The 19804-nt window shown below is 56.8% G+C and carries 16 protein-coding genes; 8 read left to right on the plus strand and 8 right to left on the minus strand.

The features are described from left to right. Positions 1–185 precede the first annotated feature (185 nt). Both VGH19_04800 and thiD read right to left on the minus strand, forming a co-directional pair. Positions 186–1250: a prolyl oligopeptidase family serine peptidase gene (locus VGH19_04800; GenBank protein HEY1170669.1), complete on the minus strand. Its 1065-nt coding sequence runs from the start codon at positions 1248–1250 to the stop codon at positions 186–188. A gap of 58 nt (positions 1251–1308) precedes the next feature. Continuing rightward, a complete protein-coding gene (gene thiD / locus VGH19_04805) occupies positions 1309–2112 on the minus strand; it encodes a bifunctional hydroxymethylpyrimidine kinase/phosphomethylpyrimidine kinase (protein HEY1170670.1) in 804 nt (267 codons plus the stop codon). Positions 2113–2461: 349 nt separating this feature from the next. Here thiD and polX point away from each other — a divergent pair, with 349 nt between their 5' ends. The 7 genes from polX (at position 2462) to acpS (ending at position 9271) form a co-directional block, all read left to right on the plus strand. Continuing rightward, positions 2462–4219 carry a DNA polymerase/3'-5' exonuclease PolX gene (polX, locus tag VGH19_04810; GenBank protein ID HEY1170671.1) on the plus strand — a complete coding sequence of 586 codons (1758 nt, stop codon included), beginning with the start codon at positions 2462–2464 and terminating at the stop codon, positions 4217–4219. A 122-nt stretch (positions 4220–4341) separates the two neighbouring features. Beyond that, entirely contained in the window at positions 4342–4734 is a 393-nt protein-coding gene (locus tag VGH19_04815; GenBank protein ID HEY1170672.1) for a hypothetical protein, read from the plus strand. Beyond that, positions 4731–5012 (plus strand): response regulator, encoded by a 282-nt coding sequence (locus VGH19_04820; protein ID HEY1170673.1) that lies wholly within the window; start codon positions 4731–4733, stop codon positions 5010–5012. The genes VGH19_04815 and VGH19_04820 overlap by 4 nt, the downstream gene beginning before the upstream one ends. A gap of 548 nt (positions 5013–5560) precedes the next feature. Further along, positions 5561–6277, plus strand: a complete 717-nt coding sequence (locus tag VGH19_04825) for a hypothetical protein (GenBank protein HEY1170674.1) — start codon at positions 5561–5563, stop codon at positions 6275–6277. Positions 6278–6368: 91 nt separating this feature from the next. Next, entirely contained in the window at positions 6369–8000 is a 1632-nt protein-coding gene (locus VGH19_04830) for a hypothetical protein (protein ID HEY1170675.1), read from the plus strand. An 8-nt stretch (positions 8001–8008) separates the two neighbouring features. Then, the gene (locus VGH19_04835; GenBank protein ID HEY1170676.1) at positions 8009–8749 is read left to right on the plus strand and encodes a pyridoxine 5'-phosphate synthase; all 741 of its coding nucleotides are present in this window, start codon (positions 8009–8011) and stop codon (positions 8747–8749) included. A gap of 144 nt (positions 8750–8893) precedes the next feature. Next, on the plus strand, positions 8894–9271 hold the full coding sequence (acpS, locus tag VGH19_04840; protein HEY1170677.1) for a holo-ACP synthase: 378 nt from the start codon (positions 8894–8896) through the stop codon (positions 9269–9271). 103 nt (positions 9272–9374) lie between these two features. Here acpS and VGH19_04845 read toward each other — a convergent pair whose 3' ends face one another. Together VGH19_04845 and VGH19_04850 are read right to left on the minus strand one after the other, a co-directional pair. Beyond that, on the minus strand, positions 9375–10469 hold the full coding sequence (locus tag VGH19_04845) for a crosslink repair DNA glycosylase YcaQ family protein (GenBank protein HEY1170678.1): 1095 nt from the start codon (positions 10467–10469) through the stop codon (positions 9375–9377). A 369-nt stretch (positions 10470–10838) separates the two neighbouring features. Then, positions 10839–11261: a hypothetical protein gene (locus VGH19_04850; protein ID HEY1170679.1), complete on the minus strand. Its 423-nt coding sequence runs from the start codon at positions 11259–11261 to the stop codon at positions 10839–10841. Between the two features lie 272 nt (positions 11262–11533). On the opposite strand from VGH19_04850, the gene VGH19_04855 reads away from it, so the two are divergent. Beyond that, entirely contained in the window at positions 11534–12874 is a 1341-nt protein-coding gene (locus VGH19_04855; protein ID HEY1170680.1) for a hypothetical protein, read from the plus strand. 1126 nt (positions 12875–14000) lie between these two features. Here the strand turns inward: VGH19_04855 and glnD are convergent. Genes glnD through nadC form a run of 4 tightly spaced genes read right to left on the minus strand, consistent with a single transcriptional unit; the run spans position 14001 to position 19799 of the window. After that, the gene (glnD, locus tag VGH19_04860; GenBank protein ID HEY1170681.1) at positions 14001–16775 is read right to left on the minus strand and encodes a [protein-PII] uridylyltransferase; all 2775 of its coding nucleotides are present in this window, start codon (positions 16773–16775) and stop codon (positions 14001–14003) included. A 54-nt stretch (positions 16776–16829) separates the two neighbouring features. Beyond that, a complete protein-coding gene (locus VGH19_04865) occupies positions 16830–17879 on the minus strand; it encodes a lipid A deacylase LpxR family protein (GenBank protein ID HEY1170682.1) in 1050 nt (349 codons plus the stop codon). Between the two features lie 51 nt (positions 17880–17930). Then, on the minus strand, positions 17931–18914 hold the full coding sequence (locus VGH19_04870; GenBank protein HEY1170683.1) for a biotin--[acetyl-CoA-carboxylase] ligase: 984 nt from the start codon (positions 18912–18914) through the stop codon (positions 17931–17933). 6 nt (positions 18915–18920) lie between these two features. Beyond that, positions 18921–19799 (minus strand): carboxylating nicotinate-nucleotide diphosphorylase, encoded by an 879-nt coding sequence (gene nadC, locus VGH19_04875; GenBank protein ID HEY1170684.1) that lies wholly within the window; start codon positions 19797–19799, stop codon positions 18921–18923. Positions 19800–19804 lie beyond the last annotated feature (5 nt).

Genomic DNA, 19804 nt, shown 5'->3' on the forward strand with positions numbered 1-19804 from the left:
TAAGCGCAGATAGGGAAGTGGATGGATGATGGTGGGGAATTGTTTTCGTTGGCCTCATTTGGTTCGCTACGCGAACAAGGAGGGCGGCAAGATAGCGCCGGTTTTCTTTGAGAGCACGGGTGGGTGCGTGTGCGTTCGAACTGCTGGCAGGATGCCAGCAGCACATTGCGGAGGGCTGTCTCACGTTATTTCTTCCTCTGCTCGGCCAGCCAGTGGAGGGCGGGGGAGGGGAGGCCTTCGTGGCCACCGTCAAAGATGGTCACGCGGACATTGGCGGATTCGCGACGGAAGAGGACTTTCTTTTCGCCGTGGAGCGGATCGTTCGGAATCGGGTCTTTGATGGAAGAGGGTACTTGGGATTTTTCGGTGAACCAGGTGATCTCTTCTTCGGTCAGCCGGTCTTTCGGTTCGGCGAGGAGATTGTAAGCGCGGAGCGTGTGGCTGATGGGGACGCTGCCGGTGTGGCCGTCTTTGATGCCGGCATTGATGGAGATTTTGAAATCTTTTGCTTTCGCTAAGTACGTTAGCGCGGAACGTTTCTTGGCTTCTGCACCGGCTTGGTTGTCTGGCTTGGGCACGCCGCCACAGGCCAATTCGATGTCCTTCGCGTATTTCTGTTTCTTGCGGCTGGATTCGTCGTGCCAGGCTTGGATGTCGGTGATGGGTACCCAAGCGGAAGCAGCGGCCCACAACTCTGGTGCACGACCGGCCATGAGCAAGGTCGCATAACCGCCACCGGAAGCGCCGACGAGGTAGATGCGGTTGGGATCGATGGACGTTTCCTTCCGCGCAAACTCAACGGCGCTCAAGATATCTTGTACGACGAGTTCGGAGCCGCAGGCTTGAGGGGTGTTATTTGGTCCGCGAAAGTTCGGATGAATGAAGGCCCAGCCGTTCGTGATGCACCATTCGGCGTAAGGGGCTTGCGAGGTTTGTTTGTAATCAGCGGACCAGCTATGCAAGGCGACGAGGAGTGGTTTCTTTTCTTTGCTATCAGGTGTGAAGAACATCGCGGGTTGATCGGTGTTGTCCGCTTTGCTGGGGTATTTGATCTCTTTCACCTGTGCGGGCCAGCGTTCGATGACTTTGCCGGGGGCTTCGCTCTTGGGGACAGGCGTGGCGGCGTGGGCGCTCAGGGCGAGCGTGGTGATCAGCAAGGCGAGCGGGAAATGCATGGGAAGAAGATAGGGGAAAAGAATGGTGTAGAGCAAGCGGGGGAGGCGTAGCAACGTGTTATGGTGAAGTTTCAAAAATGCTCAAGTCTCTCTTGCTTGTGGACCTTGCTGCGGCTCGGAGAGCCGCGCTCCGTTATTCTTCCCAGAAGCTGTTGAGCACGGAATGTTTGGCGGCTTTTTCGTGCTGGGTGATGGCTTGGGTGATGAAGTTTTTGCCGAGTTCGACGGCGATGGGGAGTTCGCAGCCGAGTGCGAGGTAGCCGGTGATGGCGGCGGAGTAGGTGCAGCCGGTGCCGTGGGTGGAGACGCCGCGCACGTAGGGCGCGGTGAGCATCAGTTCGTTTTCGTCGTCGTAAAAGATGTCGATGGCTTCACGGCTGTCTTTCAGATGACCGCCTTTGACGAGGGCAGCGCAGCCGTAGGTCTCAAAGATTTCCCGGGCGGCGGAACGGAGGTCTTCCACGTTGCTCAAGGGGCGGTTTACGAGGAGGGCGGCTTCATCCAGATTTGGCGTTACCAGTGTGGCGAGGGGGAGCAATTCTTCTTTCACCGCTTTGATAGCGGAGGATTTCAGCAGGCGTGCGCCGCTGGTGGAGACCATGACGGGGTCCACGATGAGCGGCGGCATTTTCGCCTGGGAGAAGAACTCGGTGATGATCTTGATGATGGGCGTGGAGAAGAGCATGCCGGTCTTCACGGTGGCGGGTTTCAGTTCGGCAAAAACGGCTTCGATCTGTTTCTGCACCATTGCTGGTGACGCTGCCTGAATGCCGGTGACGGCTTTCGGGTTTTGCGCAGTGAGGCAGGTGATGGCGCTGGTGCCGTGGGTGCCGAGGGCGGCGAAGGTTTTCAGATCCGCTTGGATGCCGGCGCCGCCACCGCTATCGGAACCGGCGATTGTGAGGGTGACGGGGAGAGTGGCGGCGGTGTGTTTCATCGTATTGGGAACAGGATGATGGAAGAGGGCGGGGGTGGTCAATCATGAGGGGAGAGTTATGCCCTTGTGCTACGACTCACCCCTCACCTCAGCCCTCTCCCCATTGAGGGGAGAGGGAGATGGTATGTTCGCTTGCACCTATCATATTTATGCCATCGGACATTTGGATGTTTAGGCGGCATAAATGCCGCGCTCCTTTGGCGAGATCGGTGATCGTTGTGGTTCTATGTTTCTGCATTTGGTTGACGATTGCTATGAGGAGCGGTTAAGGCTCGACGGAGTCTCGCCCTACCTTGGATAGGATTCGTTTTCGGGTTTGCAGTTTTGCTTGGGCGTGTAACGTAACGGCATGGCGATGGATAAAGAACAGGTGGCGGAGATTTTGCAGGAGATCGGTGTCCTGCTGGAATTGAAGGGTGAGAATCCGTTCAAGACGCGGGCGTATGTGAATGGTGCGCGCGCGTTGGAGAGCCTTGGCGAACCGTTGGAGAAGATGGTGGCAGAGGATCGCCTCAGTGAGATTAAAGGATTTGGCGAAGCCTTGCAGCAGAAGGTCACGGAATTGGTGACCACAGGCCGCCTGAAATATTACGAAGACCTGAAAGCGTCCATTCCGGCGGGCATGGTGGCATTGCTGGAGATCCAAGGGCTTGGCCCGAAGAAGGTGAAGGCGATGCATGATAAGCTGGGCATCGACTCGCTCGAATCTTTGGAAGCGGCGTGCAAGGCGGGAAAGGTGGCGGAGCTGGACGGCTTCGGTGAAAAGACGCAGGCGAAGATTCTCGAGGCGATCGATTTCCGGCGCAAATACGCCACGCGACATCGCTTGGTGGATGCGCTTTATGCAAGTGAGCCGATTCTTGATGCGTTGCGTGAACATCCGGATGTAATCCGTTGCAGCACGGCAGGGAGCTTGCGGCGTTTCAAGGAAGTCATTGGTGACATCGATTTCTTGGTGTCTTCGAAAAAGCCTTTGGATGTCATCGATTTCTTCACGAAGTTGCCGGGCGTCATCAATGTGCTGGCGAAGGGGGATACGAAATCCAGCGTGATCGTGGAGGGCGGCATTCAGGCGGATCTACGCGTGGTGAGTGATGCGGAGTATCCCTTCGCGCTCGCGTATTTCACGGGCAGCAAGGAGCACAATATTGTGATGCGCCAGCGTGCGATTCAACGCGGCTTGCGATTAAATGAATACGGACTGTTCCGTTCCAAGGAAGAAACGCGCGATCCGGCTTTACTCGTCGCTTGTCAGACGGAGGATGAGATTTTTAAGACGCTTGATCTGCCTTACATCGCGCCGGAGTTGCGTGAGGACCATGGTGAGTTTGCGGCAGGTGAGAAGAATGATTTGCCGCGTTTGCTCGAATGGTCCGATCTGAAAGGTTCGTTGCACAATCACTCCAATTGGAGTGATGGCCGCAACACCTTGGAGGACATCGCCAAATTCATGACGGAACTGGGCTGTAGTTACTGGGCGATCACGGATCACAGCAAAGCTTCATACCAAGCGAATGGCTTGGATGCGGAACGTTTGCGCAAGCAGTTGGTGGAGATCAAAGCCATCAATCAGAAGCTCGCGGACGAAGGCACGGATTTCCGCCTACTCACGGGTTCTGAAGTGGATGTGTTGAAGGAACGTTTGGACTTCGAGAACGACATGCTAGCGGAATTGGATGTGGTGGTGGCCAGTTTGCACGTGCCGGGCAGTGATGAGGCGGATAATACGAAGCGACTCATACGCGCGGCGGAGAATCCGTATGTGCACATGCTCGGTCACTTGACGGGGCGGTTGCTCTTGGAGCGTGAAGCTTACAAGGTGAACCAGCAAGCGGTGATCGATGCGTGTGCCGCGACGGGCACGTGGATCGAGCTGAATGCAAATCCCTATCGCTTCGATATGGACTGGCGCCTGTGGCAGTATGCGAAGTCCAAGGGAGTGAAGTGCGTGGTCAATTGCGATGCTCATCGCCATGAACACGCTGGATTTTTGAGGTTAGGCACGGGCATAGCCCGTAAGGGGTGGTTGACCAAAGAGGATGTGGTTAACACCTTGACCTTGAAAGGACTGTTGCAAGCTCTGCAAAAAAAGAGAAGTGGGGTTTGATGACGGCAGAAGATCAGGCCTAGTCAGCGGCAAGCATTAACCACTCTGACGTAAACATGCCTATCCCCGGCTCCAAACCAGCACCACTGCCGGCCAATGAAAAATAAGGTTTGGAGGCAGCGATGCAGCGAACATCGCAAAGACCTGGGCTGGATTTTGTGCTGCTGGATCATCAATTACCGGGCAGTGATGCGTGCGTGCAGTGGAGTCAGTTCAAAGATCTTGCTGCATGCCGTTGGGCGTATCCGGTTGCGCTGACGAACTCGCGTTTGGCAGCGGATGCTCCGATCAAGGCGGCGGTTTACAAACCGATCCGTCGTCAGCAGATGATGGAAGTGATCTTGAAGAGTTTGAGCAAGGCTTCATCGGAGACGTCAGCGGTGGCCAAGACGGGGGTGATTTTGCTGGCCGAGAGTCATCCGGGATCGATCCTGGTGGCGGATGATAATGTGGTGAATCTCAAGGTGGCGAGCTCGTTTCTGAAACGCATGGGTATGAGCCTGACACGGTGGTGAATGGTCGCGAGGTGCTCAATGCGTTGGCGGCAAAACATTACGATGTGGTTTTGCTGGATATCCAGATGCCGGAGTTGGACGGGTATCAGGTGGCAGTACTGGTGATCGCCAATATTTCCAGCGGTGAAAGGCCGAAGTTAATCGCACTAACGGCGAATGCGATGGAGTCGGACCGGCAGAAGTGTCTGGCGGCGGGATTGGATGATTATCTGCCGAAGCCGATCAAGGTGACGGACTTGGAGCGGGTGCTGAAGACTTACCTGACGGCGAAGCCCTAAAAAAGAAGTGGGCGAACGGCTAGGTAACACACAAAACCTTGCCGCCCGCCCGAGATCCATCGCAGGAGGAAACTGACGACAAATCTCACCCATAATAAAGCACAGGAGGGGGCAAAAATAAAGTCGGAGAGGGGTGGGCAAAGCCAGGAATGGATGAGGTTATTTGGTGAAAAAACGCTAGGTAAAACCCCGTATCTTTTGATTCAGCCTAAGCGGTCAAAAAAAGCCTGATGGCGGATTTTTACCTAAACGAGTGGAAAAATTTATCCATGACAGGAAGTTTATAAAAAAACGATACACGGGGCTATATTTTTTATAATATGTTTTCGCTCAAAGAGTTGTGTTTCGATTTTGACTGGTATTACCGAGGTGGAAAGAGTCGGAGTGAGATTTTTTTTGAGGCTCCCTAGGCCGAAATGCCTATTGGCAAAGGAGCTGCTTAACCAGTTCAGGCGGATCAGGGGTGCGTAACCTTTGGCCAAACGAAACGTCTAGGATGGACGTAATACGGTTGGCGGCTGATCGCCAGACGTACAATGATCAAAGAAGTGACTAGCATTTTAAAACGTGTGGCAGTGGTGTTGGGGCTGGTAGTGGCCTTTCTGGCCTTCATGAGTTTCCCGGCTTTTTCCAAGACGGACCGGGCAGTTGCCCAGACCGGTGAAGTCCGCGGCGCATTGAGTCCTTTTGAAGAAGACCTGTCGACATATTCTCCCCGTGAGGCAGCCGAATATTGGAATGACTGGGGGAATGAATACGGCCGCTCAGGGCCGATGACGAACATGTTCGTCTGTTTCCTGAACGCCGTCCGCATCATGCCGCATGAGCCGGCGTATCATCAGAACCTAGCCACAGGACTTTTCATGTATCGCAAGGATGCCAAAGAATTCTTTGGCGTGAATGAAGAACAGGTGTTCTCGATGGCGTTGCGTGAGTATCGCAAGGCGCGCATACTGGACCCGGAGAATTACGAGCTGGCCAAGGATCTGGCGATGGTCCATTACGGCATCAAGCCTTTCCGGGCGGAAGAGGCGCTCACGGAATGGAACCAAGTGCTGGTTTTGGCGCAAAAGAAACCGGACGCCAATCTGGATGAGATCTATGTGAACCTGGGACGGGTCAATTTTTTGGCGGCGCGTTATGCCGAGGCGCAAAAGTGGCTGTCAAAGGTGAAAGCACCCGAGTTTGAGGAGATGCGGAACGTGTTGTGGGCGCGCGTAACGGACAGTGCGCAGCTTCGCCATGATGTGGAAGTGAGCAACTGATCCGCGGAGGGACGTTCCGGCGGGCGGGAGGTATTGAAATCCCGTGGTGCCACTTGCGTCGGGCAGTTTTTTGTGGCAACCAAAGGCCGTCATGAATCGTATCTGGACGGTCGTCGTGTCTTCTTTGCTTTTGCTGCAAGGAGCATGCAAGCCATCGGCTCCTGCGCCGCAGGCGGAAACTGAAGCGGAGAAGCCGGTCGCACATTCTCCCGCGAATGTCACGGTGGCGGCACCCGCTGCTCCTCCCGCTTTGCTGTCCTGGCATTCGGCGGGGCTTAAATCAGTGGCAGAGGCAGAAGGTGGCAGCCGATTGAGAGAAGTCTTGGGCATGCCGCAAACCGCTGCGCTCAAGAGCAACACCCTCGTCAAACTTTCCCATAATCTTCCCGCCATCATTTTTTCTGAAGTCCTTGCGAGCAAGGCACAGGCGGACAAGCTCAAGCCCCTGCTTGATGACATCGCAACTTATGAGTCCAAGGTGGTCTGGGCCAGTGAAGCTCCGCTGCGCTGGCGCGTATCAGTGAAGATACCGGTGGAGCGGACCGGCATCTGGTCTGCGAACCTGCATGCCCTTTTGGCGAGCGGCCAGCCGGCAGAGACGGTTCCGCTCACGAACATCACCGATCAGTGGTTCACTGTCTCCTATACTCCGCAGGAAACATACAGTTATGGTTTGAAGGAAGGCTGGGTGACGGTGGAGCGATCGGAGAAGGATTATAAATGGGGCGCTTTTTCGGCCAGTCTGGCGAGCAATGTGTGGCTGGCAGTGGAGCTTCCAGCAAGGATACTGCCGTTAACAGGCACCTTGCTGGACACAAACAATCTGCCCTACTTGCGCCTGACCATGGAGGGCAAAGGCGAGAACCAGCTCAGCCGCCTGGACCTGAAATTTCTGAAAGATTTAAAGATTCCGCAGCAACCTTGGAATGTGCCCACCAATACGATCAAAGATCCGATCGTCAGTTTCACGGCCCTGCGCGGGGTGGGGGATATCTGGTCCCGGGTTGAAGCATTGAAACCTTTGGGACTGCCCAAACCGCCTGAGCAAATCTATGTCTGGGCTCAGACTGACCTGCCATTTCAGACTTTCGTAGCGGCATCCGTACCGGGCGCATCGAACTTGGTTCAAACGTCATTGAAGAGCTGGACCAATGAATTACAGAAAACGTATGGCAACCGGATCGCGGGCAGGTTTGCTTCCAAAACCAACGAGCTGAACTGGGCGGGGTTGATGGGATTGCTGCCTTTTCTGAAAGCGGCTCCGGAACCGACTGACGACTATCTGGTATTCGGTCTGGCCCCGATGGTGCCGAAGCCCCAAGACTTGCCGCGTGAATTGCTGATGCAGTTCATCCATCGCACGAACCTGGTTTATTACGATTGGGAAATCACAGAAGCGCGGCTGACACATTGGCTGCAATCCGCCTCTTTGCTTTACATGGCGGCCAACAGAGTGCCCATACACAATGGCGTGGCCCCCTATCAGTGGGCGGTGAATGTGGCCTCCAAATTGGGCAACACGGTGACGGAAGCGGAATTGGCGGCGGCGAATGAGATCAAAGTGTTCCGCAAATCTCCCGCTGGGATGTCGGGATTTGAAATCTATCTCTTTTTCCGCTGGCTGGACCAGAAGAGCTTTCCGCGGTGGGATGAGGAAGGCGCTCATCAACTGGGATTGCCTGAGCTGCCTGCATCCCCGGGTGGGCCTGGGGTGCCCAAGTAAAAGAAGTTATGTTGAAACTGGGAGTCAATATTGATCATGTGGCGACGGTGCGTGAGGCGCGGTATCGCGGACAGACGCGGGGTGAGCCTGATCCGGTGGTTTTGGCGCTGATCTGTGAGGAATCGGGAGCACATGGTATCACAGCGCATTTGCGGGAGGATCGGCGGCATATCCAGGATCGTGATGTGTGGCTGTTGCGGGAGCGGATCAAGACGCGGTTGAACCTGGAGATGGCGAACTCGCCGGAGATCGTGGAGATCGCGCTGAAGTTGAAACCGGAGATCGTTTGTCTCGTGCCTGAGCGGCGTCAGGAGGTGACGACGGAAGGTGGACTGGATGTGGTGGGGAATCTGGCGGCACTCACGGAGACGCGGAAGCGGATGAATGATGCGGGGATCGAGGTGAGCCTGTTCATCGCGCCGGACCCGCAGCAGATCGAGGCTTCGGCGAAGACAGGGACGCAGTTCATCGAATTGCACACCGGGAAGTTCGCGGATCATTTTGACCAGAAGGCGGCGCGGAATGTGGAGCTGGAAAGGTTGGTGGCGGGAGCTAAGCAGGCGCATGCGCTGGGCATCCAGGTGAATGCGGGGCATGGGTTGAATTATGTGAATCTGCCGGTGTTGCATGTGGTGCCGCATCTGGTGGAGTTGAACATCGGGCACAGCATCGTGAGCCGGGCGGTGACGACGGGGATGGCGCAGGCGGTGAAGGATATGCTGGAGTTGATGAAAGATTATAAGGGCTAGGTCGCTGTCGAGAAGGGGGCACCCCTCACCCCGGCCCTCTCCCCTCCGAGGGGCGAGGGAGATGTGGCGTTTACTCGCTTTCATCACCTGCAGGTAATTTGAGGATGTGTTCTTGGGCTGACGAGGGCGAGGTGTTGACGACATATGATTTTAGGCATTGGCATTGATTTGGTGGAGACGGCGCGGATTCAGGCGTCGATCGATCGCTTTGGGGATGCGTTCTTGGAGCGGTTCCTGTTGCCGGAGGAGATCGAGTTCTGCAAATCACACAAGTATCCACTTACGCACATCGCGGCGCGGTTCGCGGCGAAGGAGGCGGTGGCGAAGGCGTTTGGGACGGGTGTGGGTGAGGAGTTGGGCTGGCTGGATATCGAGATCGGTCGGAAGCCGACGGGAGAGCCGTTTCTGGTGTTACACAAGAAGGCGATCGAGTTGTTTCAAGCGCGTGGAGGGAAGGGGACGCATGTGTCGCTGACGCATACGGAGAATTATGCGGCGGCGGTGGTGGTGATTGAGGGGTAGGGGGATTTACGATTTACGAAGGACGATTTACGAATCGGTGGGCTCTTGATTGGGAAACATCGAACATCGAACTCCCAACGTCCAGCATCGAGAGGAAGCAGTTTTACTTAATCACCTTGTGTGAATTCATCGCCAAGAACTTGGTGAATTCGTTCAACACTGGTTTTAGCTCGATACCTTTTTCCACTGTTACGCGGGCGTTGAGGAGGTTGTTTTCACGATCCACCTTCGGGTCTACGTGGCCGATGATGCGGGTGCCGCTGAGGATGGGGAGGGCGTAGTAGCCGCGGACGCGTTTGGCGGGTGGGGTGTAAACTTCCCAGGTGTAGTCGAAATCCCAGAGGCGGCGGGTGATCTTGCGGTCGTAGATGATGGGGTCGAGCGGGGCGAGCAGGTGTGGGGTCGTTGGAGGCTCGGGGAGGTCGGCGGCGTTCTTCAATAATTCGGCGTCTTCGTTCAGGCAATAGACGGGGGCGTGGTCGGCCACTTTTACTTTGGTGATAAAGTCTTTGGCGAGTTGTGCGTGGGCGTTGTTCAAGGTCACGAGGCGGCGCTGGCGCAGGCGGACTTGGATGAGCCAGCGTTTGATCTCACGGGCGGTGGCGGGTTTGCTGGAGAGCACGGATTCAGGGAGAATGCGTTCGGGGAGATCGAAGACGCGGCGGAAGTTATCTCGGCGGGTGATGAGGAGGCGACCGTGGAAGAAGAGTTTATCGAGGGTGACTTTCGCCAAGGTGCCGGTGGTGCCCCAGCCGGTTTGGGAACTGCCGGAATCGAGGAAAGCGGAGGAACTGAGCGGGCCTTCGGTGCGGATGCGGTCGATGATCTTTCGAGCCATCTTCTTTTGATCGGCATCAAGGGCGCCGGAGTATCTGTCTGAAGTGCGGCGGGCTTTCATGCCGGGCAGGAGGTAGCGGTAGTCCTCCATTGGCAGGGCGACGAGGACGCCGACGTAGTGCTCGAAGAAGGCGCGGTCTTTTCGTTGGTATAGCGCCTTCAATAAATCATCGCGCTGATAGTTCTGTACGCGGTTGCGCAGGATGAGATCGTGCATCTTGCCGCAGACGTCGATGGGATCGATCTGGATGTAGCCGTGATGGCGGATGGCGTCATCGGTGGTGCGATGAGGGGCGTCGAGATGGAGGACGCGGCGGAGGAACTTGCGGCAGGCTTGGGGCGTGGTGGTGACGGTTTTCAAAATTCACAGCCCCGACAGGAGCCGGGGTGAAAATACGCGGAATACGTAAAAAGGGAAACAGGGAATGGGGTTAGACAGGATCAACAAGAGTTACAGGATGGAGATATGATGCGTGATACGTAATGCGTAACGGGGAAACAGCGAGGCCGGTGGCATCAGTGGGCCTATGTGGGGTAAAGTTGAACCGGAGACGGAGGGGCAGAGAGTTTGAACAGAAGGGCGCGAAGGCAGCGAAGGGGAGAAATATTTCAACGAATGGATGGGGTGTTCCGGTTTTTTGGAGCAATCAGGGAAGTTAACCGCGAACTACGCGAAATACACGAAAAGGGAAAACGGGGAGGGCGTGAAATGACGACTCGCGAATGAGCGTCACCAAATGCGGCCGGCTCGCCACAGGTCTTTGGGGAGCCAGGTGATCTGGTTGGTGTCGGTGGTGTTGACGGAGCCGGCCAGGACGCTTTGGCGTACAGAGGGTTCCAGGTCACGGAAAGATTTCGCACTCGCTCCGATCTGGGCGCCGAGGCGGTTGTTGTGGCGGTCCATCCGGTTGGAATCTTTGCCGCCAGATTCCATCAGAGCAGTCATCAGATAGACTGCCTGCTCATCCAAGGTGTAAGAAACGACTGCACTGGCGAGGGCGTGGCGGTAGGCATCGAGGGGGCCGTGTCGGCCACCTTCGAAGTCTGATCGGAAAACGTGGGTCCAGGTGTAACCAAGAACACATAAAGGGTAGATGCTCAGGAGGAGAGCCACGGCGGCCAGACGCCATAGTATCTTTCGCTTGTTCTTCATCGAGCGGGTTAGAGAATGTCAGGAACTGTTCGGGAGTAAAATCGCAAAACTTGTTGGCCGAGAGCAAGCGAGTGTGATTGTAAACGGGTCAGGGAAGCATGGTTGGCTACGGCGGACGTCGCGGACTGCCGGCTGGAATCCGGCAGCACGAGGCTCCGTGCTACGGCAAGCCGCAGGTGGGCTTGACAAGCAGCCAAGGAAAAATTGAAATTTGAGGGGTGAAAAGTTCGCTGAGGAGTTTTTGGGCCAAGAGCTATTACATGTTAATGGCAATGGCGGTTTTTCTATTGGCAGGAGCTTCATCCGGGATCGCGCAGACGTTGGATGCGCGGGTGCAGCGGAAGATGGAGGAGCTGGAAAAGAAGGGGGTGCCGACGACGCGGAAAGCCATCTGGGAAAAAGTTAAGGCCGTGCCCAAGGAGGATAATGCGGCACCGTTGCTGTTGGATGCCGCGATGAAGCTGGGGTTGCCGGGCAAGCCGGATGCGCGGTTGCCCTACATCGCCGGGGTGATCCCGCCAGATGTCACGCGTCCGCTATCGCTCACGGATCTAAGCATCGCGAGAGCGTGGCTGGCGCGAAGGGCGGCGGCGGTGCAGGCGTTGAGTGTGGCGCTGGGCAAGCCGGATTGTCTGTTCCTGAAACATGGAACCAGACTCGCCCGGACCGATGAAGAGTATCATTTCATGGACATGAGGCATCTGGCGCAGTTGCTGGCGCTGAAAAGTCATGTGCAGGCAGGGCAAGGGGATGTGAAGGGGGCGATCGATGCCATCGCGGACATCTTGAAGCTGAGTGATTTTCTCCGCCATGAACCGACGGTGGTGGCGTATCTGTCGCGCTTGGGTCTGGATGCGTATGCCGAGTCGGCGGCGGGGCAATTGATCGGCCGTCGAACGTTGAACGCAGAACAACTGGAGCGGCTGACAAAATTGTTTACCCGGGAGGCTTATACCGAGCAGCTAAAATTGGGGCTGGCGAGTGAGATCGTGATGAGCCGGGATTTGATGCTGCTGCCGCCGCAGCTTTTTTATGATTCGCTGTATCAGGGGAAATCAGTGGCCACCGGGGTGTTGCATACCACGCCACCCGAGGTGGTGAAGGCCGGGGAGGCGCTGTGGAAGGATGGGCGGATCCATCTGGATTCCGTGATGTTTCTGGAGCAGATGGGGGTGTTGATCGAGGCGGCGGAAAAGCCGGTGAAGCAAGGGAGGCAGATGGAGGCGGCTGTGGAAGTGAAATGCAAGGAGGCCGAGCAGAAGCAGTTCATCCAGACTTCCTCGTTTGTGCCGCCCTTGACGGGGTTGAGTCTCAAGCAGGGTGAGGCGCTGGCGCGGCGGCGGTTGTTGCTGACGGCGCTGGCGATCGAGCAAGAGCGTTTAAAGAATATGGGGCGGGTGCCGGAATCGCTTGAGGGTTTAGCGAAGGGGGAGGGGAAGGCGGTGGCGGAAGATCCTTTTGCGGAGGGGGCACTATTCCGTTATCGCAAGCTGGCGAAGGGGTATCAGTTGTACAGCGTGGCCGGTGATGGGGCCGATAATGGCGGGGTGAAGAAGTCGTCAGGAGCCGGAGCGGGGACGGCGTATGATATCGTGGTGAATATCGGGCGGTAGGATAGAATACGGTATGGCCCGCAAAACACGCGAAAACCGGTTGCACCGGTGGGCCAATGGGGGCGAAGGCGCAGGGAAATTTTTTCAACCGAATGGGAGGGGGAATTATGAGTTATGAATTATGAGGTATGAAAGGGGAGTTGAAAACCGGAAGGTAAAATGCGAGTTACGTGGATGGGGATTTTTGGATGTTGTTGAGTGGGAAATGGTTGGGATTTACGTGCGAATTTTAGCGAAAAGTGGTGGTTTTCTTGCGATGTTTGTGGGATTAATTCCAGTGCTGACAACTCGTTGTCGGTAAAGGCGGGTGAGACTGGAGGTTGGCGCTCGAATCGGAGTGGTAGGCAGCTTCTGGAGAATCCCAAAGTCATCAAGCATAGCGATACGCATTGTCGTGTAGTTGTGTCCTGCGTTGGTGGGGAGGTGACAGCCTTATGGAGCCATCATGGGATGATGGAGTGGGAAAGTTTTCAGTGTTCAGTTTTCAGCCGGTTGCACCGGAGGCCAGACTGGGAAACGAAAACAGCCCAACCAAAAGTCTCAGATAGTTAGGATCTGTGGGTGTATCGGGTGTTGGATCGGGGCTCGTAAGCTGGAGGGGGAACGGGACGTCGGTGGGTGTAGGATTATTTATGACCCACCGGGGAATCTCACAGTACTCACTGCGGAACCAGCCGAGTCAGGAACAGCGCCAGAGTCTGGCCTCCCTGTGAGGAGGAGCCATAGGCCAGATACAGCCGCAGGGGTCGGGTGGTTTCATTGCTCTTTGACATAATTTCCTAAAGGGAATGCTGAGGTTAGCGTCCGCGTGAGGGCGAAGTTCAAGATTTATCAAAAATCGAGGACGACGACGAGAACGAGGACGAGGACGAACGGCGTTGCCTTGTGGAGTGGCTGGCGAGGGTCGGATCCGGGAGGTGCAGACTGGTGGCTAGAGTGCCGCAGGACAGGATGCTATCGAGAAGAGGGAGCATCAAACGGACGAGATGGGAAGGCTGCTTCGGGGAATGTATGAATTATGAAGGATGAGGTATGAAAGGGGAGAAGTTGGGGAAACATCGAACTCTGAACATCGAAAGGGGGTTAGAGCCGACTTACGTCGGGCTGCTACAGTTGGAGAATGGGTTTACTCCAAGGCGGCGATGGCGGTGCGGAGTTTGCGCTCCAAGGTGTTCAAACGCTGTTGCGTGAGGAGCTTGCCGCCGCCGATCTCGGTGACGTAGAAGGAGTCGATGGCGGCGCCTTTCTCGGTGGTGATCTTGGAGAGGATGACATCCACCTTCAGGTCGCTCAGGGTCTGCGCGATGGTGTAGAGGAGGCCGACGCGGTCTTCCGTCTCGATATCAATGACGGTGCATTGCGCCGAGCTGTCGTTATCGAAGCTGATGATGATGGGCAGTTCTTCGCCTTCGAGCGGGAAGTAGAGCGGCTTCACTGCCTTCCTTTTTTTGATCAAGGCGTTGAGGTTGGTGGTGTCATCGTTCAGCACCTGAGCGAGATATTTCTCGAACAGCTCTTTGGATTCGCGCTCGGCTGGCTTGCCAGTCACGGCTTCGTTCACGAGCAAGGTGTCGATGATGATGCCATCGCCTCGGGAGAAGATCTGGGCGCTGAGAATGTTCAGGCCCGCAGCTGTGAGTGCGCCGGTGATCTTTGCGAAGAGGCCGGTGCGGTCCCAGGTGCAGACCTTCACGACGCTGTGGCTGCGGTCGGGCTCGTTATGCCAGTAGGTGACGGGCTCCAACGCACGGTTCTCTTCCGTGAGTTGCAAATGCATGAAGCGATGGGTGAGCGCGAGATCGGTCATCACATCGCGCGCCGTGTGCGTATGGAAATAGCGTGGTGGCAACGAATGGAAGTGCGCTTGCAATTCGTCTTCGTTGAAGCTGGAAGGAGCGAGTTTACGGACTTCCTTGGCGAGGTTCTCACGCAACTTCTCTTCCGCGCGAATAAAGTCAGGTCCACCGGCGATGAGGTTCATCGTATTGCGATGAAGCGTCCAGAGGAGCGAGTCCTTGAAGCTGTTCCAGATCTTGTCACTGGTGCCGAGTGAATCGGCGACGGTGTGAAGCGTGAGCATCACGAGGTTCTCAGGTGTCTCGATGAGCTTCGCGAAGCTCTGGATGACGGCGGGGTCATCGAGGTCGCGACGTTGCGAGATCTGCACCATGGTGAGGTGTTGCTCGACGATGAGGTGCAGCTTATCGACCGCCGCCGCGCTGAGTTTGAGGCGCTTGCCCATGCGGTTCACGAGGCGGGCACTGTCTTTCTCATGGTGACCGCTGTCATCGGCCTTGCCGGCGTCATGCAGGAGCAAGGCGAGGTAAAGGAGGTGCGGATGTTCCAGGCTGATGAACATCTCGGTGTAGGCGTTCAGCGGCGGGGTCTTCGCGCCCCAGATGTCATCGAGCTTCTGCAAGCACATGAGCGTGTGCTCATCGGCAGCGTATTGATGGAAGAACTCGTGTTGGACGAGGCAGGTGAGGCGGCCGAATTCCGGGATGTATTTTCCGAGGAAATCGACATTGTGCATCATCCGCAGAATGCGCGCGACGTCACCACGCTGGTCCATGATCTGGAGGAAGGTCTCGTGAACGTGGATATCCTCCAAGAAATAGCGGTTCACCAAGGAGAGTTCCTGACGGATGAGCTGGGCGAGATCGGGATGCAGCGAAAGACCGCGTTGCTGCGCGTAGAGGAACACGCGCATGAGTCGGCGCGGTTGCTCGCGGAAGACGCGGGCGTTCGCCGCCTCGATCTGGCCATCGAGGAAAATGAAACCATCTACCGGCGCGGGTTTGGCGGATTTGCGACTGCGCAAGATCTCGCGGAACGTCGGGAAGCGGCTGGCCACGGGCATCATCGCGAGACGTTGCTCCACGAGCTGGCTGATAAGGTAGATGTTGCGCGAGTGTTTGTAGAAATCGCGCATCAGGCCTTCGAGACGTTTGCGAGGGGAGCGATCGGTGTAGCCGAGATTGTGCGCGATAGCGGGCTGGATGCTCTTGGGCAGGGCATCGACGGGACGACCGGTGTGATAATGCAGGTCCGTGCGGACGCGCATCAGGTAGTCGTAAGCGGCCTCAAGCTGCTTCGCTTCCGCCGCGCTCAAAAGATCGCGCAGGCGCAGCTCCTCAGTGGTGCGGGCGCGAATCTTGAAATACGCCATCCACATGAGGTTCTGGTAATCGCGCAGGCCGCCGCAGCCGTTCTTGATGTTCGGCTCTTGCATACAAGCCGAGTTGCCGTACTTGGCGCGGCGATCTGATTGATCGGCCAGACGCGCAGCGATATATTCCTGCTCGTAGCCTTTGACGCACTTGGTCTCGACGACTTTCTGGAACCTGTCGAAGAGTTTGGCATCACCGGCGATAAAACGTGCTTCGATGAGCGAGGTCTTGGACTGCATGTCGCTGTTCGCGACTTTCACGCAATCATCCAGACTACGGACAGCGGGGCCGACCTTTAGGCCGATGTCGTAGAGTGTGTAGAGCAGGCCACCAGCGCCGGTGAGAGCCTCGAGCAGAGGATGCGGCTTGTTCCCGGACATCATGCGGCCATCATGCAGGAACATGATGTCGATATCGCTGTGCGGATTCAGTTCACCACGGCCATAACCGCCGATCGCCAAGAGCGCGAGCGGAGGAAGCTGGGGCAGATAGAAATTGCCGATCTTGACGACGGTGTCGAAGAGGTTGCGCAAGAGCGCATCCATGATGGCGGCGCGCGCCTGGCAGATCTCGCGCCCGCCACCACCGGCACGATGGAGGATGCGGAGGCGATGGGATTCGACCTTGAGGAAATTCTTGTAGCGGGCCAGTTCCTGTGCGGGTGTGCGCCCGGCAGGCAGCGGTAAACGCTGGCTGGCACTCGCATCAATCTTTTCCAACAAGGTCGGCACGCGGGGACAGTAGGGCGGAGGAGCGAAAGAGCAAAGAGGGAATTTGCCTTCGGCTTACCACTTCGCTCGCAAGTAAACGGAACCGAAAACATCCCGTTCCTGTTGCAAACGATACTCGTCCGAGCGCCAGACACCGGAAACACCGACTTCGAGGTACTTGGTGCTCATGACCGCGCCGAGACGTAAATCGGCTACGAACGGTTCGCGCTTCACACCGCCGGGAGTGCTGCGGAACATGTTGCCATCAATGAAGGTGTTGTGAGCTACCGCACGACCGGCAGCGCCACCGTAAACATAGAAGCCGAAGTGAGACTTGCGCGTAGGCGAGGGACCACCGGCGACGATGGAGAGCGAGTCCACCTGTTGGATGCCGAAATCATCCGGCAGATTCCAGCCGAGACGGACGGTGGCACCAAGTTGGGCAGCGGTGAGCGGATTGCCCGCGCTGAAGCCGACGTCCGGGATGAAGTCGGCAGTGGGGCCGTAACGAGGGCCAAAGCGATACAGCCAGAAACGCTGATAACGCAGTGCGATGGCCGGTTCGTTCTTGAGCTGGTGATGCCAGCCTTCCGGCAGGCCGAAGCCACGGACTTCATGCACCCAGATCTGTGCTTCTTTGGCCAGTGACCACGGGCCGACGACGCCCAGCAGCAAAGAGACGTTCTCCATCGTGGGAGTCTCGCCGCGAGTGGTTTCCCCGCGACGCTGGAAGTTCAGGCCGAAGTAGAGCCAGCCTGCATAAGGACGATCGTCCGGCTGAGAACCGGGGATCGAAATATCCCGCGGCGTAAACATGCTCTGGCCGATCTCGTAGCCGATGCGATAGGACTTGGGATCAAAGCCCCACGCCAAAGTGCCGCTACCGGAACGCTCCAGAAAATCTTCATCCTCGGCATTCTCTGCGATCCGTTTGTCACCCGTGAGGTAGCTGAGCCGGATGCCTTGGGTATAATGACGGTCGGAATCGAAGAAGAGATCGTTCTCTTCGATGATGGTGAAGCTGGGGCCTTGATCGTAGTTGCGGTCGAAATTATCACCGGCCTGGGTGTGGGCTGCGAACGCGAAGAGTGCGGCGGACAAAATGCCGGTGCGGATGAATCTCATAAGTTAAGTGGGGGGCAGTGCCTTCCTCACACAAGAGGGATAACACGCATTTCAATTCTTTTCCAGCGTCACATCACCGCCGATGATGCGCTCCAAATGACCGTATTGCGTGCGGAGGAGCAGGGCGCCATCGGCGTCGAGGGCCTCTGCGCGGCCTTTAAGGATGGTGGCGCCGAGAGTGATGCTCACCTGCTTGCCGACCGTGATACAGCGTTGCTCCCACTCATCCGCCACCGCTTCGAATTTCCCATGGCAGATGCGTTGGTAATCGTGTTCGAGCTCCTTGAGCAATCTCGCCGCAATTTGCGGGCGATCGAGTTTGCGGCCGCTCTCGATGCGGAGCGAAGTGGCGATCGCGTGAAGCTCGGACGGCAGATCTTGCTCTTCGAGATTCACGTCCAAGCCGATGCCGAGTGTCACATGCTTCACGTGGTCCATCTCGGCGCTCATCTCAGTGAGCACGCCAGCGACCTTGCGGCCTTTGATCCAAATGTCATTGGGCCATTTGATATCAGGCTGTAAACCAGTTTCCTTCTGGATGGCGCGAACCAAAGCTGTAGCGGCAATGACAGTGATCTGTGTCACAGCGGTAGGGCGCAACTTGGGCCGCAACAGCAACGAGAACCACAGTCCTTTGCCGGGAGGCGATATCCACTTGCGGCCCATGCGCCCGCGACCTTTCGTCTGGGATTCGGCGAAGACAGCCACGCCTTCATTCACTCCATCACGGGCGAACTTCTCCACGACATCGTTGGTGGATGTAGTTTCTTGGAACACTCGGATGTCACGCCCGATGATGCGATCGGCAGGCAGGCGGGAAATCAGATCATCCGCGTGGAGAACGTCAGGGACGGAAATTAGTTTATAACCATGATGGGGGCTGGCCTCGATCTCATAGCCGAGCTGGCGCATCTCCTCGATACGCGCCCACACTGCAGCGCGGCTGACGCCGAGAGAATTGGCCAGATCGGTGCCCGCCACGGAACCGTTTTTGGCGGCACGCAAGGCCGAGAGGATGCGCGCATCAAGCGACATGCCTCTTTAATGCCTGATAACCGAGGCCGGTGCCGAGACAAAATCGAGCGCCACATCCACGGAAATCGCCGAGTGGGTGAGGGCGCCTACAGAGATGAAGTCCACGCCGGTCTCCGCCACCGCACGAATAGTCTGCAAAGTGATGCCACCGCTGGCTTCGGTCTTGGCTCGGCCATCCACGAGGCGCAAAGCCTGCTTGATCACGTCCGGTCCCATGTTATCCAGCAAGATGATGTCAGCACCTGCTTCAACAGCTTCAGCGACATCTTCAAGTGTGTCCGCTTCCACTTCGACTTTGAGGTTGGGAAATTCTTCACGGCTGTTCTGCACGGCAGCCATGATGGCGCGATCGGTCTGCTGGCGAAGAGCAGCGAGATGGTTGTCCTTGATGAGTATCAAGTCGTATAGACCCACACGATGATTGGCTCCACCGCCGCAAGCTACAGCATATTTCTCCAGCTTGCGCCAGCCGGGTGTGGTTTTGCGCGTATCGAGGATCTTGGCCTTTGTGCCCGCGATCGCCTGAACATACTTGGCAGTTTGTGTGGCCACGCCGCTCAGGCGCTGGACGAAATTCAACGCCGTGCGTTCCGCAGTGAGGATATGCCGTGCTGGTCCCACGATGTGCAGCAGTTCCTCGCCAGCATTCACCTGACGACCATCTGTCACGCAGGAAACGACAGTGATGTTGGGATCGATCTCCGTGAAAACTCGCTGGGCAACGGTCAATCCGCAAACGGTCATCGGCTGGCGGGCGACCATCATGGCACGTGCTTCCAGTTCATGCGGGACGGTGGCGATGGAGGTGGCATCGCCGGGGCCGATGTCTTCTTCCAACGCCATGCGTAACAAAGGCAGGAAATCCTCTGGGAGCAGTTTCAGCATGAGCG

This window comes from Verrucomicrobiia bacterium (assembly GCA_036405135.1).
GTDB lineage: Bacteria > Verrucomicrobiota > Verrucomicrobiia > Limisphaerales > JAEYXS01 > JAEYXS01.

Excerpts from the sequence above, each read along its gene's own strand:
- nadC (HEY1170684.1), bottom strand. The coding sequence starts at position 19,799 with ATGCTGAAACTGCTCCCAGAGGATTTCCTGCCTTTGTTACGCATGGCG.
- polX (HEY1170671.1), top strand. The coding sequence starts at position 2,462 with ATGGCGATGGATAAAGAACAGGTGGCGGAGATTTTGCAGGAGATCGGT.
- VGH19_04850 (HEY1170679.1), bottom strand. The coding sequence starts at position 11,261 with ATGAAGAACAAGCGAAAGATACTATGGCGTCTGGCCGCCGTGGCTCTC.
- VGH19_04870 (HEY1170683.1), bottom strand. The coding sequence starts at position 18,914 with ATGTCGCTTGATGCGCGCATCCTCTCGGCCTTGCGTGCCGCCAAAAAC.
- VGH19_04815 (HEY1170672.1), top strand. The coding sequence starts at position 4,342 with ATGCAGCGAACATCGCAAAGACCTGGGCTGGATTTTGTGCTGCTGGAT.
- VGH19_04865 (HEY1170682.1), bottom strand. The coding sequence starts at position 17,879 with ATGAGATTCATCCGCACCGGCATTTTGTCCGCCGCACTCTTCGCGTTC.
- acpS (HEY1170677.1), top strand. The coding sequence starts at position 8,894 with ATGATTTTAGGCATTGGCATTGATTTGGTGGAGACGGCGCGGATTCAG.
- VGH19_04855 (HEY1170680.1), top strand. The coding sequence starts at position 11,534 with ATGGCGGTTTTTCTATTGGCAGGAGCTTCATCCGGGATCGCGCAGACG.
- VGH19_04835 (HEY1170676.1), top strand. The coding sequence starts at position 8,009 with ATGTTGAAACTGGGAGTCAATATTGATCATGTGGCGACGGTGCGTGAG.
- thiD (HEY1170670.1), bottom strand. The coding sequence starts at position 2,112 with ATGAAACACACCGCCGCCACTCTCCCCGTCACCCTCACAATCGCCGGT.
- VGH19_04830 (HEY1170675.1), top strand. The coding sequence starts at position 6,369 with ATGAATCGTATCTGGACGGTCGTCGTGTCTTCTTTGCTTTTGCTGCAA.